Here is a 15,057-nt window from a genome sequence, read left to right as displayed (position 1 = left end):
GCGACCATGGCAACTCTTCGACTCGGCGACACCGCCCCCAATTTCACCCAGGATTCCAGCGAAGGCCCCCTCGACTTCTATCAGTGGGCCGGCGATTCGTGGGTCGTGTTCTTCTCGCACCCGGCCGACTTCACGCCCGTGTGCACCACCGAACTCGGCAAGACCGCGGCGCTGTCGGGCGAGTTCGCCAAGCGCGGCGTGAAGCCCATCGCGCTGAGCGTGGACCCGGCCACCAAGCACAAGGAATGGATCTCGGACATCAACGAGACCCAGAACACCACGGTCAACTTCCCCATCATCGCGGACGCCGACCGCAAGGTGGCCGACCTGTACGACCTGATCCACCCGAACGCCTCGGCCACGGCCACCGTTCGCAGCGTGTTCATCATCGACCCGAAGAAGGTCATTCGCACGACCATCACGTACCCCGCGTCGACCGGCCGCAACTTCGACGAGATCATTCGCGTGATCGACTCGCTGCAGCTCACCGACAGCCACAAGGTGGCCACGCCCGTGAACTGGAAGGACGGCGACGACGTGGTCATCGTGCCGAGCATCCAGGACCCGGCCGAGCTGGCCGAGCGCTTCCCCAAGGGCTTCAAGGCCGTGAAGCCCTACCTGCGCATCACGCCGCAGCCGAACAAGTAAGCGGGCTGGGCAGCGTCGTCATGCAAAGCCGCGTAGTCATCGTGCCGGGTTGGCGCGACTCCGGGCCCGGCCATTGGCAGAGCCTGTGGGAGGCGCGCATTCCGGGCGCGGCGCGGGTGGTGCAGGACGACTGGGCCTCGCCCAAGCGCGACGCCTGGGTGGCGGCGCTGACCAAGCTGGTCATGGAAACACCCGGGCCGGTGGTGATCGCCGCGCACAGCCTGGGCTGCATTGCCACGGCGCACCTGCCGAGCGCCGCGGCGGCACGCATCCAGGGCGCGCTGCTGGTGGCGCCGGCCGACCCCGAGCGCCGCGCGGTGCTGTCCGACTTCGCGCCGGTTCCCTATGCCGCGCTGCCGTACCGCAGCATCGTGGTGGCCAGCAGCAACGACCCGTTTTGCCCCATTCGCCTGGCGGGTGCATATTCGCGCGCCTGGGGCAGCGAGTTCGTGCGCATGCAGAATGCGGGCCACATCAACATCGATTCGGGGCATGGAGACTGGCCGCTCGGCCTGGCCCTGCTGCAATCGTTGACCGACGAGCCCGCCGCCTGGTCGGCGGGCCGTGATTTTTCAGAAACCTTGGCAATCACATGACTTCCAGAATCAAGACCTTCGTCGCCGTGCTCGCGCTGGCGTCCTCCGCACTTGCAGGCAGCACCGCCTTCGCCCAAGGTACGTCCGGCACGGGGCTGCTGAACGCCTCGTACGACGTGGCCCGCGAGTTCTACAAGGACTACAACGCGGCCTTCGTGGCGCACTACAAGAAGGCGACCGGCAAGGACGTCAAGATCGACCAGTCGCACGGCGGCTCCAGCGCCCAGGCGCGCGCCGTGGCCGACGGCCTCGACGCCGACGTGGTCACCATGAACACGTCCACCGACATCGACTTCCTGGCCAACGCCGGCGTGGTCGCCAAGGACTGGCCCAAGAAATTCCCCGACAACGCGTCGCCCACCACCTCGACCATGCTGTTCCTGGTGCGCAACGGCAACCCCAAGGGCATCAAGGACTGGGACGACCTGGTCAAGCCCGGCGTGCAGGTCGTGATCGTCAACCCCAAGACCGGCGGCAACGGCCGCTACGCCTACCTGGCTGCCTGGGGCTACATCAAGAAGAAGGGCGGCACCGACGCGCAAGCCGCCGAGTTCGTCGGCAAACTGTTCAAGAACGTGCCGGTGCTGGCACGCGGCGGGCGCGACGCGACCACCGCCTTCCTGCAACGCAACATCGGCGACGCGCTGATCACCTTCGAATCCGAAGTGGTCTCCATCGACCGCGAATTCGGCACCGGCAAGGTCGACTCGGTGTACCCGTCGATCAGCATCGTGGCCGAGAACCCGGTGGCCGTGGTCGAGCGCACGACCGCCAAGAAGGGCACCGGCGAGCTGGCCAAGGCCTACCTCGACTGGCTGTACTCCGAAGAAGCGCAGGAAATCGCGGCCAAGCATGCGCTGCGCCCGCGCTCGCAGACCGTGCTGAAGAAGTACGCCGCCACGTTCAAGCCGCTGCAGCTGTTCACGGTGCAGGAACTGTTCGGCAGCCTGGGTGAAGCGCAGAAGGTGCACTTCAACGACGGCGGCCAGTTCGACAAGCTCTACACGCCCGGCGCGAAGTAAATGAGCGGCGCTGTTCCTTCGGCGCTCCCGTCCGCGGGAGCGCCTTTTTCGCGTGCCAACCGGGCAGGGGGCGCCAAGCGCGTGCTGCCCGGTTTCCACATCACGCTCGGCTTCTCCATTCTTTACCTCAGCCTGATCGTGCTGATCCCGCTGTCGGCGCTGGTGTTTCGCACCTTCACGCTGACCTGGGACCAGTTCTGGGTGGCGGTGACCGCGCCACGCGTGATGGCCTCGTACCGGTTGACCTTCGGCGCCTCGCTCATCGCGGCGCTCGTCAACGCCGTGTTCGGCCTGCTGGTGGCCTGGGTGCTGGTGCGCTACAAGTTTCCGGGCAAGCGCATCGTCGATGCGCTGGTCGACCTTCCGTTCGCGCTGCCGACGGCGGTGGCCGGCATTTCGCTGACCGCGCTGCTCGCGGGCAACGGCTGGATCGGGCAGCTGCTGGAACCGCACGGCATCAAGCTGGCGTTCACGCCGGCGGGCATCGTGATTGCGCTGATCTTCATCGGGCTGCCCTTCGTGGTACGCACGGTGCAGCCGGTGCTCGAAGACACCGAGAAAGAGCTCGAAGAAGCCGCCACCTCGCTGGGCGCCACGCGGCTGCAGACCTTCACCAAGGTGATCTTCCCGGCCATCGCGCCGGCACTGTTCACGGGCTTTGCCATGGCCTTCGCGCGTGCCATCGGCGAGTACGGCTCGGTGATCTTCATTGCCGGCAACATGCCGATGATCTCGGAGATCACGCCGCTCATCATCATCGGCAAGCTGGAGCAGTACGACTACGCGGGTGCCACCGCCGTGGCGCTGGTGATGCTGGTCATTTCGTTCGTGCTGCTGCTGGTCATCAACGGCCTGCAGGCATGGCAACGCCGCAGGTCTGGAGCCTGACATGAGCGCACCTTCCAAGACCATTCGCCGCGCCAAGGCCGGCACCACCGAAGCACCCTGGGTGCGCTGGACGCTGATCGGCATCGCGCTCGCGTTCATGTTCCTGTTCCTCGTGCTGCCGCTGGCCGCCGTGGCCACGGAGGCGCTGCGCAAGGGCCTCTCGGCGTACCTCGACGCGCTGAAGGAGCCCGATGCGTGGAGCGCCATCCGGCTCACGCTCATCACGGCCGCCATCGCGGTGCCGCTGAACCTGGTGTTCGGCGTGGCTGCGGCCTGGGCCGTGGCCAAGTTCGAGTTCCGCGGCAAGGCCTTGCTGACCACGCTGATCGACCTGCCGTTCGCGGTGTCGCCGGTGGTGGCGGGCCTGATCTACGTGCTGGTGTTCGGTGCGCAGGGCTGGATCGGCCCCTGGCTGGCCGAGCACGACATCAAGATCATCTTCGCCGTGCCCGGCATCGTGCTGGCGACCGTGTTCGTGACCTTTCCCTTCATTGCGCGCGAACTCATTCCGCTGATGCAGGCGCAGGGCACCGACGAGGAGCAGGCCGCCATCGTGCTGGGCGCGACCGGCTGGCAGACCTTCTGGCGCGTGACGCTCCCGAACATCAAGTGGGGCCTGCTGTACGGCGTGATCCTGTGCAACGCGCGCGCCATGGGCGAGTTCGGCGCGGTGTCGGTGGTGTCGGGGCACATTCGCGGCCAGACCAACACCATGCCGCTGCATGTGGAAGTGCTCTATAACGAATACCAGTCGGTGGCCGCCTTCGCGGTGGCCTCGCTGCTGGCCATCCTTGCGCTGGTGACGCTGGTGATCAAGTCGGTCATCGAATGGCGGCACGAGCGCGAGATGAAGGCCATTGCGGAACTGCCGCCCGAGCGGCCCACGGCGGCTTGAAAAGCCCCTGGGTGAGGCGACAACCCTCACTCCGACCCTCTCCCCAAGGGGAGAGGGAGTGACCAGAAGAACACACAGGCAGAGATCCATGAGCATCGAAATCCGCAACATCAGCAAGCAGTTCGGCGACTTCCGCGCGCTGCGCGACGTGAACCTCGACGTGGAGTCGGGCGAGCTCGTCGCGCTGCTCGGTCCCTCGGGCTGCGGCAAGACCACGTTGCTGCGCATCATCGCGGGGCTGGAAACGGCCGACGCCGGCAGCATTCTTTTCTCGGGCGAGGACACCACCGACGTGCATGTGCGCGAGCGGCAGGTGGGCTTCGTGTTCCAGCACTACGCGCTGTTCCGCCACATGACCGTGTTCGAGAACGTGGCCTTCGGCCTGCGCGTGAAGCCGCGCAAGGAACGCCCGAGCGACGCGCAGATCAAGGCCAAGGTCACAGACCTGCTCAAGCTGGTGCAGCTCGACTGGCTGGCCGACCGCTACCCGTCGCAACTCTCGGGCGGCCAGCGCCAGCGCATCGCGCTCGCCCGCGCGCTGGCGGTGGAGCCCAAGGTGCTGCTGCTGGACGAGCCCTTCGGCGCGCTCGACGCCAAGGTGCGCAAGGAACTGCGCCGCTGGCTGCGCCGCCTGCACGACGAGCTGCACGTGACCTCCATCTTCGTCACGCACGACCAGGAAGAGGCGCTCGAGGTGGCCGACCGCGTGGTGGTCATCAACAAGGGGCAGATCGAGCAGGTCGGCTCGCCGCAAGAGGTGTGGGACCAGCCGGCCAGCCCCTTCGTCTACGGCTTCCTGGGCGACGTGAACCTGTTCCACGGCCGGGCCGACAACGGCGCCGTGCAGCTCGACGGCATGCGCCTGGACTCGCCCGAGCACAGCGGCGCGCGCGACGCCAAGGCGCGCGCCTACGTGCGCCCGCATGACATCGATGTGACACGCTACGTGCCGGGCGCCTCGGGCATCGTCGCCACGCTTTCGCGCGCGATCGTGGTCGGACCCACCGCGCGGCTGGAACTTGAACCCACCGAATCGAATCCAGATAATCCGGGCTCCGGAACCATCATCGAGGCGCAACTCCCTGCGCAACAGTTCCGTGACCTGGGCTTGAAGGAAGGCGACACCGTCGTCGCCAACCCACGCAAGGCCAGGGTGTTCGTAGAAGAAGATTGGGTGTCTCCTTGATCGATTGGTACTTCGGCGCGCCGCGCCGCGCGCTCGGGCTGATCTGCCTGGCCTGCGTTCTCATGCTGGCCTTCGGGCTCTACCTGCAGCACGTGGTCGGGCTCGAGCCTTGCCCCATGTGCATCGTGCAGCGGTATGCGCTGGTGCTGGTGGCGCTCTTCACCGGGCTGGCCGCCATCTTCCGCACCCGTGCGCTGCAGGTGACCGGCAGCGTGCTGGCGCTGGTGGCGGCCATCGGCGGTGCCTACACGGCCGCCTCGCAGAGCTGGTTGCAGTGGTACCCGCCGGAGGTGGTGTCCTGCGGGCGCGACCTATACGGAATGATCGAGACCTTTCCGCTGAAGCGCGCGCTGCCGATGATCTTCCGCGGCGGCGGCGACTGCTCGAAGATCGACTGGACGCTGTTCGGCCTGACGCTGGCGAACTGGTCGTTCATCGCGTTCGTGGTGCTGTCGCTGATGCTGCTCACGCTGCTGGTGCGCTCGCGCCGGGCCCGCTGAGCTTCAGCGCATCGGGGGCGATGCCCCGCTGATCTCCAAGGCATCGGGCGCAATGCCCCGATGCCGCCCCTGTCTTTAGGGGACCTTCAGGAACCGCCGCTAGGATGAAAGCCGCTGCCGCACCCCGTGCGCGCCAGCGGCGTTTCACTTCATCCTCACTGCATGCAAAACACCCCCAAGCGGCGCTCGCGCAAGCTCGTCTACGGCCTCGTCGCCGTGGTGGCCCTGGGTCTGCTGTCCCTGTTCTGGTTCAGCCCGCCCAAGAAGACCGACTACCTCACCGCCACGGTCCAGCGCACCGACCTCGAGAACGCCGTGCTCGCCACGGGCGTGCTGCAGGCGCTCAAGCAGGTGGAGGTGGGCGCGCAGGTCAGCGGCCAGCTCAAGTCGCTGAAGGTGGTGTTGGGGCAGACCGTGAAAAAGGGCGACTGGCTCGCCGAGATCGACCCCGTCATCTCGCAGAACACGCTCGCGCAGGAGCAGGCCAAGCTGGAGAACCTGCAAGCGCAGAAGCTCGCCAAGGAAGTTCGCGTGAAGCAGGCCCAGCTCACCTGGACCCGCCAGCAGGACATGCTCGCGCAGGACGCCGCGGCACGGCAGGACATGGAAAGCGCCGACGCCGAGCTGCGTGCGCTGCGCGCCGACGCCGTGTCGCTGGAGGCGCAGATCCGCCAGCAGAAGCTGGCCGTGGCCTCGGCGCAGACCAACCTGTCGTACACGCGCATCGTCGCGCCCATCGACGGCGACGTGGTGTCCATCAGCACGCTCGAAGGGCAGACGGTGGTGGCCGCGTTCCAGGTGCCCACGCTGATGAAGCTGGCCGACCTGTCGACCATGACGGTGAAGGCGCAGGTGTCCGAGGCCGACGTGGTGCGCGTCAAGCCCGGGCAGCCGGTGTACTTCACCATCCTGGGCGACCCCGACAAGCGCTACCACGGCACGCTGCGCGCGGTGCAGCCGTCGCCCGAGAAGATCAACAACGCCGTGTTCTTCAACGCGCTGTTCGACGTGCCCAACCCCGACCGCACGCTGCGCGTCGACATGACGGCGCAGGTCGCCATTCTTCTGGGCGAGGCGAAGCAGGCGCTGACCGTGCCGCTCACCGCGCTGGGCGCGCGCGACACGGAAGGCCGCCAGGACGTGCGCGTGCTCAAGGCCGACCAGACGGTGGACACGCGCAAGGTGCGCGTGGGCATCAGCAACAACTTCCAGGCGCAGGTGCTCGAAGGGCTGAAGGAGGGCGACACGGTCATCACGGGCGACCCGTCGGCCGTGGGCGACCGCAATGACAGCGGTGGCGGCGGCAGCGGTAGTGGCGGTGGTGGGGATGGCGGCGGGCCGAAGGGCAAGCGCCCGTGACGGACGCCACGGTGCCCGTGAAGCAACCTCTGCTCGCGCTGCGCGGCATCGGCCGCAGCTTTCCCTCGGGCGAGCAGGAGGTGCAGGTGCTGAAAGACGTCGACCTCGACATCGGCCACGGCGAAATGCTGGCCATCGTGGGGGCCTCGGGCTCGGGCAAGTCGACGCTCATGAACATCCTCGGCTGCCTCGACCGGCCGAGCACCGGCACCTACACCGTGTCGGGCCAGGACGTGGGCACGCTCGACAGCGACGCGCTGGCCGAGCTGCGGCGCGAGCACTTCGGCTTCATCTTCCAGCGCTACCACCTGATGCAGCACCTGACGGCCACCGGCAACGTCGAGGTGCCCGCCGTGTACGCCGGCACCGACGCGCAGGCCCGCGACACGCGCGCGCGGCAGCTGCTCGCGCGCCTGGGCCTGGGCGACCGCACCGAGCACCGGCCCAGCCAGCTCTCGGGCGGCCAGCAGCAGCGCGTGAGCATCGCGCGCGCGCTGATGAACGGCGGCGAGGTCATCCTGGCCGACGAGCCGACCGGCGCCCTCGACCGCAAGAGCGGGCAGGAGGTGATCGGCATCCTGCGCGAGCTGCATGCGCAGGGCCACACGGTGATCATCGTGACGCACGACATGCAGGTGGCGAGCTGCACCGAACGCATCATCGAGATCGCCGATGGCGAGATCGTGGGCGACCGGCCCAATGTGCCGACCGTGGCCGCGCCCGCGCAGGACGGACAAGGCGTGCAAGGCTCGCAAAGCGACGCAGCCGCGCCCGGGGCGATGACCCGCCCCAAGCTCGGCATCGCGCGCTTTAGCACCGGCTGGGCCCGCTTCGCGGAGGCCTTCCGCATGGCCTGGCGCTCGATGATGGCGCACCGCATGCGCACCGCGCTCACCATGCTGGGCATCGTCATCGGCATCACCTCGGTGGTGTCCATCGTGGCCATCGGGGAGGGCGCCAAGCGCTTCGTGCTGTCGGACATCCGGGCCATCGGCACCAACACGCTGGACGTGTACCCGGGCCGCGACTTCGGCGACGACAAGGCGCAGAGCATTCGCACGCTGATACCCGCCGACCTCGACGCCATCGCGGCGCAGCCCTATGTGCACAGCGTGACGCCCGCCACCTCGCGCAGCGTGCGCCTGCGCTACCGCAGCGTGGACATCAACGGCACCGTGAACGGCGTGAGCGACGCCTTCTTCCGGGTGCGCGACATGCAGATGACCAGCGGCGCGGCCTTCACGGCGAGCGACGTGCGCCACCAGTCGCAGGTGGTGGTGATCGACCAGAACACGCGGCGCAAGCTGTTCCCCGAGGGCACCGAGGCGGTCGGCAAGATCATCCTGGTGGGCAACCTGCCTTGCACGGTGATCGGCGTGTCGCAGGACAAGAAGACGGTGTTCGGCGACAACAAGTCGCTCAACATCTGGCTGCCGTACAGCACCGGCGCGAGCCGGCTCTTCGGCCAGCAGCATTTCGACAACATCACCGTGCGCATTCGCGACGACCAGCCGACCAAGGCCGCGGAAGACAGCATCGTGAAGCTGCTGACCCTGCGCCACGGCGGCAAGGACTTCTTCACCTTCAACATGGACAGCATCGTGAAGACGGCCGAGCGCACGAGCCAGTCGCTGACCCTGCTGCTGTCGCTCATCGCGGTCATCTCGCTGGTGGTGGGCGGCATCGGGGTGATGAACATCATGCTGGTGTCGGTCACGGAGCGCACCCGCGAGATCGGCATTCGCATGGCCGTGGGCGCGAGGCAAAGCGACGTGCTGCAGCAGTTCCTCACCGAGGCGGTGCTGGTGTGCCTGGTGGGCGGGTTGATCGGTGTGACGCTGTCGTATGGCATCAGCTTTCTGTTTTCGGTGTTCGTGAAGCAATGGCAAATGATCTTTTCGCTGGGGGCCGTGGTGTCGGCATTTCTGTGCGCGTCGCTGATCGGCGTGCTGTTCGGCTACCTGCCGGCGCGCAATGCGGCGCGGCTGGACCCGATCGAGGCGCTGGCGCGTGAGTAGCGTGAACGGGGTGATCGACGTGAACAGCGTGAAGAGCTCCCGCCTTCTCTCCACGGTGGCCGCGGCGGTGCTGCTGCTGAACGGCTGCACGCTGTTCCAGCCGGAGCAGCGGGTGCAGCGTCCGCTCGACGTTCCGCAGGCCTGGCAGCAAGGTGGCGCGGGGAGCGAGGGAAGCGCATCAACGGTGCTCTCCGCGAACTGGTGGGCGGCGTTCAACGACGCGCAGCTCGACCGGCTCATCGACGACGCACTGCGCACCAACAACGACCTGGCCGCCGCGGGCATTCGCGTGCAACGCGCGCAGCTGCAGGCGGGGCTGGCGAACACGAACCTCACGCCGGCGGTGGCGGGGCAGGCCAGCACTTCGCGCAGCTACGACCTGAAGCGCGGCGGCGTGGCCGGGTCGGCATCGAATTCGCTGCTGAGCCTGAACTACGAGATCGACCTGTGGGGGCGGCTGTCGGCGCAGCGCAGCGCGGCCGACTGGGCGCTGAAGGCGACCGAATCCGACCGCCAGGCCACGGCGCTCGCGCTGGTGGGCACCACGGCCGGCCTTTATTGGCAGACCGGCTACCTCAACCAGCGCATCGCGTTGAGCGAGGCGGGCATGGAAGACGGCCGGCGCATCCTTGCGCTGGTGCGCGTGAAGTACGCGGCGGGCGCGGTGTCGGGGCTGGACGTGGCGCAGGCCGGCCAGAACCTGGCCACGCAGGAGGCGGCACACACGCAGCTGCTGCAGCAGCGCGTGGAGGCGCGCAACGCGCTGGCCATCCTGTTCGACCGGCCACCGGAGCCGATGGCGGTCGAGCCGCCGAGCTTGCCGGACATCGCCTTGCCCGCGATCGACGCCGACGTGCCCGCGAGCTTGCTGGGCCGCCGGCCGGACCTGCGCGCGGCGGAGCAGCGGCTGGGCGCGGCGCTCGCGAACGTCGATGCGACGCGCACCGGGTTCTATCCGGCGCTGAGCCTCACCGGGTCGCTGGGCACTTCGAGCACCGCGTTGGGCGAACTGCTGAAGAACCCGGTGGCGACGCTCGGTGCCGGGCTGGCCTTGCCGTTTCTGCAATGGAACACCGCGCGGCTGAGCGTGGGCGTTTCGCAGACGCAGTACGAGGAGGCGGTGGTGGGCTTTCGGCAGTCGTTGTACACGGCGCTGTCGGAGGTGGAGAACGCGCTGTCGTCACGCACGCAGTTGCGCGCCGAGAGCGAGAAGCTCGCGCTGGCGCTGCAGGAAGCGCAACGCGCGGAGCGCTTGTCGGAGGTGCGCTACCGCGCGGGGGCGACGGCGTTGCAGCCGGTGCTGGATGCGAAGGACCGGCGGCGCACGGCGGAGGTGTCGCTGGCGCTGAATCGGTTGAATCAGCTGAATGCGACGATGACGCTTTACAAGGCGTTGGGTGGGGCGGCTGTGGGGGCGTCAGGCTGAATTTGGGCGCGTGCTTTTCCGGAGGCACCACCCTCACCCTAGCCCTCTCCCGCGAGCGGGAGAGGGGACAACGCGGCGGCATCGGCGCCTGTTCTCCGACTCCCCGGTATTGCTCCCTCTCCCGCTCGCGGGAGAGGGCTGGGGTGAGGGCAGCAGCCTCAACCTTCCACACTGCCGTCCGCACCGACCCCCAAAAATCAATCCTGAAACGGCGCCTTCTTCGCCAGCTTGCGAACCACCAGCCCCGGCAGCCGCAGCACGAACTCCACCATCAGCCGCGCGTGCATCCACGTCAGCAGCACGTTGTCTCGCCCATAGCGGAAGTGCGACACGCCGCCTTCCTCCGCCGTCAGGTATTTCACCGGCGCATCGATGTTCACCGGCTTCACGCCGCGCCAGGCCAGCCGCACCACCGCTTCAGTGTCGAAGTCGAAGCGCCGCATCCACGGCTGGCGCTGCATCACGGCAATCAGGTCGGCCACCGGGTACACGCGAAAGCCGTAGAGCGAATCGCCGACGCCGGCGAACAGGGTCTCCAGCTGGGTCCATCCGTTCGACACGCGCCGCCCGCGCACGCGCAGCAGCGGCGCGCTGGCGTCGAACACCGGGCGGCCGAGCACCATGGTCTCGGGCCGCGCCAGCGAGGCGTTCATGAATTCGGGAATCAGGTCAGCCGGGTGCTGGCCGTCGGAGTCCATGGTCAGCGCATGCGTGAACCCGGCATCCTTGGCGGCGCGCAGGCCGTGCAGCACGGCCGAGCCCTTGCCCTGGTTCTGCGGCAGCACCCACACGCGCAGGCCCGGGTCGCCGGCGGCCAGTTGCTGCAGCCGCTCGCCGGTGCCATCGTCGCTGCCGTCGACCACCACCCACACGGGGTTCCATTGCGCGCGCGCGGCGGCAACGGTCGAGAACAGGCGTTCGCCCGTGTTGTAGCTGGGGATCAGGACAAGGTGTGTGCGCGAGGCGTCTGGCATTCGGGAGACGCGTCTGTAGCGCGCTGTTCGAGGTTTTGGCGAAAGTACTGTTCCAGGTCGGCCTGCAGCACGTCGCTGTCCTGCGTGGGCGCGAAGCGCTTGCCCAGCCGCAGCGTGAACACGATGGGCAGCGGCGGCACGCGCCACAGCGGCCAGCCCTTGCCGAGGTAGGGCGAGTCGGTGTCGATGAACACGGTCTGGATGGGCGCCTGCGCCAGCTTGGCGATCAGCGTGGTGCCGGGGCGAAACGGGTTGAGCGGCGGCGTCACGGTGCGCGTGCCTTCAGGAAAAACCACCAGCTGCCCGCCGTTGCGCAGGTCGTTCACTGCCAGTCGCACCATGGTGCGCGCCGACTTGTTGCTGATGTAGCGCGCCAGCCGGGCGCCGGCGCCGAGAAAGATGTTGCCCATCAGGTCGGCCTTCATGATGCAGGCGCTGCGCGGCAGCCGCGCCACCAGCAGCAGGGCGTCGAGCATGGTCGGGTGGTTGGCCACGAAGATCACGCCGGGCTCCTTGCGCATCGGGTCGAGGCACGAGGCGTCGATGCGCATCATGCCGGTCACCGAGGCCAGCCACCAGAACATGCGGTAGGCAAAGGCGATGGTGGTGCGCCCCAGCGCGCGCGCCGGCGCCACCGGCATCACGGGGTAGAGCAGCATGGCGACCACGTTCCACACCAGGGAGATGAGGCCCAGGAACAGCAGCAGCGCGTAGAGCATCAACGCGAGCGGAATCGACGTGAGGATCGACGTGATGAAGCGCAGCACGCGAATCATTGGATCAGGCAATCGGACTGCACACGGTCGGACAACGACCGCTCAGGCCCGCAGCTGACCGGCCGCCACCGTGTGGGCCTCGATCTCGACCAGCAGGTCGGCGCGGCAGATGTCCGCCTCGAGGTACACCGCATGGCGCGCCATGGGAGCGTCGGCGCCCAGCGTGTCTTCGAGCACGCTGCGCACGGCCTCGGTGTCCGACGGGTGCCGCACGTAGACCACGCAGTCGAGCTCGGCCAGGGCGAACTTCGCCGTGCCGCGCGCGTTGGCGGCATCGACCACCGCCTGCAGGTTGCGCAGCGTTTCGCGGGTTTGCTCCAGCACGTCGCCGTGGTGCACGGTTTCGTGGCCGACGATGCTCGCCGTGCCCGAGATGAACAGGGCGATGTTGCCGTCGCCGATGTCCGCCAGCGCGGCGCGCGAAAAGGTCGGCGAGCGCGGGCCGTAGGTTTCGGGGTAGCGGTAGGCCGAGACCTGGCGCGGATTTTCCAGCGGCAGCGGCGCCTGCTGGCCGGCCAGGAAGCGGATCGACAGCGAGCCCTGGTGAATGCCCAGGGCGCAGGCTGCGGGGGCGCCTTCGAAGGCGGCGCGGCCGGCTTCCAGGAAGGCCTCTTGCCGGCCCAGGTTGAACTGGCGGTAGCGCTCCAGCCCGCCGCCGTCGGCGTTGATCTGCGGCAGGTAGTTCCAGATGCGCTGCAGGTGCGGCGCGCCGGCCTGGTCCAGCGTCTTGAACAGGTCGCGGTAGGCGCGGTGCGCCAGCTCGGCCAGGCCCTGCTGCTCGGCCGCTTCGTTCAGGTCGATGGCGCCCAGCAGCCAGTGGCCGTCGGTGCGCCAGCGCGCGATGCCGGTGGTGCCCGACTCGATGTGCGGGCCGCTCACGTGCCACACGTCGGCCATGGCGCCTTGCGTGGACAGCACGCGGGCGTTCACGGTCGGCATCCAGGCCACGCCGTGCGGCGTGCCGTAGCCCAGGGCCGCGAAGGGCGCCTTGCCGTGGGTGGCCAGCGCGAGGCTGTCCGGCAACGAAAGGCGCTCGACGCGCAGATGGGAAGAGAGTTGGGAGGAGTTGGGGTCCTGAGCTCGCACTGTCACCTGGCCTCTGGGATGGGTTCTGGTTTGATGGCGGTATAGGCGGAAAACACGCCGAGGCTGGCATGGCGCTGCACGTCGCGAAAGCCCGCGGCGGCCAGCGCCTGCATCACCCGCTCGGGCGGAATGCAGGCCTCGATGGTGTCCCAGTAATAGCGCCACAGTTCCGAGGTGTTGCGCTGGCGCCCGACCACGCGGGCAATCAGCGGCACCACGGCACGCATGTAGCCCTTGAGCAGCGCCGTTGCGACGCGGCCTTCGGGCTTGGTGATTTCCAGCACCGCCACGCGCCCGCCGGGACGCAGCACGCGGTGGAATTCGCTGAAGGCGGCCGCGACGTCGCTGATGTGGCGCATGGCGTAGCCCATGCTCACGAAGTCGCAGCTGGCGTCGGGACGGGGCAGGTTTTCGGCCACGCCGCGCAGCAGCTCGACGCCGGGCAGCTTGACCTGGCTCATCATGCCGGCGCTGGGGTCGACGCCCACGAGCTGGCCGGTGGAGCCGATGAGCTTGAGCGCCTCGCGTGCGACGAGCCCGGTGCCGATGCCCACGTCCAGCACCTGGGCGCCTGGCGTCAGGCCGGCCTGGCGCAGCGCCGCGCGGCGGTACGAGGGGCCGGTGCCGAAGGCCAGCACGCTCTCGATGCGGTCGTAGTCGGCGGCGGTGCTGTCGAAGATGCGCAGCAGGAACGCCTGGTGCTCCGCCTCGGTCTTGTAGTACAGCGGCAGTGGAGCGTGGGGCGGCAGGGTCTCGGAATTCCCTGGCGCTACGGAAGGCGATGGCGTCATCGAACGATTATCACCAAAAGGCCCGAGCCGAAATCCCGGGTCCGCCCGGGCGTTGTGCGCGCCGGACAGTAAACTCGGCGCTTGCTTTGAAAACACAAGACAGCGAGATAGAAAGCCATGGCCGGACACAGCAAGTGGGCAAATATTCAGCACCGGAAGGGCCGCCAGGACGAGAAGCGCGGCAAGCTCTGGACCCGCGCCATCCGCGAAATCACCGTGGCCGCCCGCGCCGGCGGCGCTGACCTGGGTTCCAACCCCCGGCTGCGGCTGGCGGTCGAAAAGGCCAAGGCGGTGAACCTGCCGATCGACACCATCAAGCGCAACATCGACAAGGCCACGGGCAACCTCGAAGGCGTCAACTACGAAGAAATTCGTTACGAAGGGTATGGCATCGGCGGCGCGGCGATCATCGTCGACACCATGACCGACAACCGCGTGCGCACCGTGGCCGAAGTGCGCCACGCCTTCTCCAAGCACGGCGGCAACATGGGCACCGAAGGCTCGGTGGCCTTCCAGTTCAAGCACTGCGGCCAGATCATCTTCGCGCCGGGCACCAGCGAAGACAAGGTGATGGAAGTGGCGCTGGAAGCGGGCGCCGAAGACGTGGTCACCGACGACGACGGCGCCATCGAGGTGATCACCGCCGTGGCCGACTTCGAGGCCGTGAAGAACGCGCTGGAGGCCGCCGGCCTGAAGCCCGACGCCGCCGAAGTGACCATGCGCGCGGAAAACACCGTCGACGTGACCGGCGAAGACGCCGCAAGAATGCAGAAGCTGCTCGACGTGCTCGAGGACCTGGACGATGTGCAGGACGTGTTCCACAACGCGTCGCTGTCCGAGTGATCGAGTCGGCACCCGTGATTGTTTTGAATCTCAGAGAGAAATGAAGGCC

At 68.0% G+C, this 15,057-nt stretch carries 15 protein-coding genes; 11 read left to right on the top strand and 4 right to left on the bottom strand.

The features are described from left to right. The first annotated feature begins 6 nt into the window (after nucleotides 1–6). The 10 genes from QTI51_RS09870 (at nucleotide 7) to QTI51_RS09825 (ending at nucleotide 10,538) form a co-directional block, all read left to right on the top strand. Complete coding sequence (locus QTI51_RS09870; protein WP_116907531.1) at nucleotides 7–648, top strand: peroxiredoxin; 642 nt, start codon at nucleotides 7–9, stop codon at nucleotides 646–648. Nucleotides 649–668: 20 nt separating this feature from the next. Then, a complete protein-coding gene (locus tag QTI51_RS09865) occupies nucleotides 669–1,244 on the top strand; it encodes an RBBP9/YdeN family alpha/beta hydrolase (protein WP_116907532.1) in 576 nt (191 codons plus the stop codon). After that, nucleotides 1,241–2,266 (top strand): sulfate ABC transporter substrate-binding protein, encoded by a 1,026-nt coding sequence (locus tag QTI51_RS09860; protein WP_116907533.1) that lies wholly within the window; start codon nucleotides 1,241–1,243, stop codon nucleotides 2,264–2,266. The genes QTI51_RS09865 and QTI51_RS09860 overlap by 4 nt, the downstream gene beginning before the upstream one ends. Beyond that, on the top strand, nucleotides 2,267–3,154 hold the full coding sequence (cysT, locus tag QTI51_RS09855) for a sulfate ABC transporter permease subunit CysT (protein ID WP_116907534.1): 888 nt from the start codon (nucleotides 2,267–2,269) through the stop codon (nucleotides 3,152–3,154). Between the two features lies 1 nt (nucleotide 3,155). Beyond that, nucleotides 3,156–4,049 (top strand): sulfate ABC transporter permease subunit CysW, encoded by an 894-nt coding sequence (gene cysW / locus QTI51_RS09850; RefSeq protein ID WP_116907535.1) that lies wholly within the window; start codon nucleotides 3,156–3,158, stop codon nucleotides 4,047–4,049. A gap of 88 nt (nucleotides 4,050–4,137) precedes the next feature. After that, nucleotides 4,138–5,235 carry a sulfate/molybdate ABC transporter ATP-binding protein gene (locus QTI51_RS09845; protein ID WP_116907536.1) on the top strand — a complete coding sequence of 366 codons (1,098 nt, stop codon included), beginning with the start codon at nucleotides 4,138–4,140 and terminating at the stop codon, nucleotides 5,233–5,235. Further along, complete coding sequence (locus QTI51_RS09840) at nucleotides 5,232–5,735, top strand: disulfide bond formation protein B (protein ID WP_116907537.1); 504 nt, start codon at nucleotides 5,232–5,234, stop codon at nucleotides 5,733–5,735. Before QTI51_RS09845 ends, QTI51_RS09840 begins: the two co-directional genes overlap by 4 nt. 162 nt (nucleotides 5,736–5,897) lie before the next feature. Beyond that, nucleotides 5,898–7,094, top strand: coding sequence for a macrolide transporter subunit MacA (gene macA, locus QTI51_RS09835; RefSeq protein WP_116907538.1), 1,197 nt, complete (start codon nucleotides 5,898–5,900; stop codon nucleotides 7,092–7,094). A 17-nt stretch (nucleotides 7,095–7,111) separates the two neighbouring features. Continuing rightward, on the top strand, nucleotides 7,112–9,112 hold the full coding sequence (gene macB, locus QTI51_RS09830; protein ID WP_116907858.1) for a macrolide ABC transporter ATP-binding protein/permease MacB: 2,001 nt from the start codon (nucleotides 7,112–7,114) through the stop codon (nucleotides 9,110–9,112). A 28-nt stretch (nucleotides 9,113–9,140) separates the two neighbouring features. Further along, nucleotides 9,141–10,538: an efflux transporter outer membrane subunit gene (locus QTI51_RS09825; RefSeq protein WP_116907859.1), complete on the top strand. Its 1,398-nt coding sequence runs from the start codon at nucleotides 9,141–9,143 to the stop codon at nucleotides 10,536–10,538. A 197-nt stretch (nucleotides 10,539–10,735) separates the two neighbouring features. Here the strand turns inward: QTI51_RS09825 and QTI51_RS09820 are convergent, their stop codons facing one another. The 4 genes from QTI51_RS09820 to QTI51_RS09805 all read right to left on the bottom strand — a co-directional run bounded on the left by QTI51_RS09820 (nucleotide 10,736) and on the right by QTI51_RS09805 (nucleotide 14,165). Further along, on the bottom strand, nucleotides 10,736–11,512 hold the full coding sequence (locus QTI51_RS09820) for a glycosyltransferase family 2 protein (protein ID WP_116907539.1): 777 nt from the start codon (nucleotides 11,510–11,512) through the stop codon (nucleotides 10,736–10,738). Beyond that, complete coding sequence (locus QTI51_RS09815) at nucleotides 11,479–12,288, bottom strand: lysophospholipid acyltransferase family protein (RefSeq protein WP_116907540.1); 810 nt, start codon at nucleotides 12,286–12,288, stop codon at nucleotides 11,479–11,481. Before QTI51_RS09815 ends, QTI51_RS09820 begins: the two co-directional genes overlap by 34 nt. 42 nt (nucleotides 12,289–12,330) lie before the next feature. Beyond that, the gene (locus tag QTI51_RS09810) at nucleotides 12,331–13,311 is read right to left on the bottom strand and encodes a chorismate transformation FkbO/Hyg5 family protein (RefSeq protein WP_286515877.1); all 981 of its coding nucleotides are present in this window, start codon (nucleotides 13,309–13,311) and stop codon (nucleotides 12,331–12,333) included. A 65-nt stretch (nucleotides 13,312–13,376) separates the two neighbouring features. Next, nucleotides 13,377–14,165: a class I SAM-dependent methyltransferase gene (locus QTI51_RS09805; protein WP_116907541.1), complete on the bottom strand. Its 789-nt coding sequence runs from the start codon at nucleotides 14,163–14,165 to the stop codon at nucleotides 13,377–13,379. A 117-nt stretch (nucleotides 14,166–14,282) separates the two neighbouring features. On the opposite strand from QTI51_RS09805, the gene QTI51_RS09800 reads away from it, so the two are divergent. Beyond that, on the top strand, nucleotides 14,283–15,008 hold the full coding sequence (locus tag QTI51_RS09800; protein WP_116907542.1) for a YebC/PmpR family DNA-binding transcriptional regulator: 726 nt from the start codon (nucleotides 14,283–14,285) through the stop codon (nucleotides 15,006–15,008). Nucleotides 15,009–15,057: the final 49 nt, after the last annotated feature.

The organism is Variovorax sp. J22G73 (assembly GCF_030317035.1).
GTDB lineage: Bacteria > Pseudomonadota > Gammaproteobacteria > Burkholderiales > Burkholderiaceae_C > Variovorax.
Note: the sequence above shows the minus strand (reverse complement) of the source record. Positions and strands in the feature narration are given on the sequence as shown.

Coding starts and splice junctions, on each gene's coding strand:
- QTI51_RS09865 (WP_116907532.1), top strand. CDS start 669: ATGCAAAGCCGCGTAGTCATCGTGCCGGGTTGGCGCGACTCCGGGCCC.
- QTI51_RS09805 (WP_116907541.1), bottom strand. CDS start 14,165: ATGACGCCATCGCCTTCCGTAGCGCCAGGGAATTCCGAGACCCTGCCG.
- cysT (WP_116907534.1), top strand. CDS start 2,267: ATGAGCGGCGCTGTTCCTTCGGCGCTCCCGTCCGCGGGAGCGCCTTTT.
- macA (WP_116907538.1), top strand. CDS start 5,898: ATGCAAAACACCCCCAAGCGGCGCTCGCGCAAGCTCGTCTACGGCCTC.
- QTI51_RS09820 (WP_116907539.1), bottom strand. CDS start 11,512: ATGCCAGACGCCTCGCGCACACACCTTGTCCTGATCCCCAGCTACAAC.
- QTI51_RS09800 (WP_116907542.1), top strand. CDS start 14,283: ATGGCCGGACACAGCAAGTGGGCAAATATTCAGCACCGGAAGGGCCGC.
- QTI51_RS09845 (WP_116907536.1), top strand. CDS start 4,138: ATGAGCATCGAAATCCGCAACATCAGCAAGCAGTTCGGCGACTTCCGC.
- QTI51_RS09815 (WP_116907540.1), bottom strand. CDS start 12,288: ATGATTCGCGTGCTGCGCTTCATCACGTCGATCCTCACGTCGATTCCG.
- QTI51_RS09860 (WP_116907533.1), top strand. CDS start 1,241: ATGACTTCCAGAATCAAGACCTTCGTCGCCGTGCTCGCGCTGGCGTCC.
- cysW (WP_116907535.1), top strand. CDS start 3,156: ATGAGCGCACCTTCCAAGACCATTCGCCGCGCCAAGGCCGGCACCACC.
- QTI51_RS09870 (WP_116907531.1), top strand. CDS start 7: ATGGCAACTCTTCGACTCGGCGACACCGCCCCCAATTTCACCCAGGAT.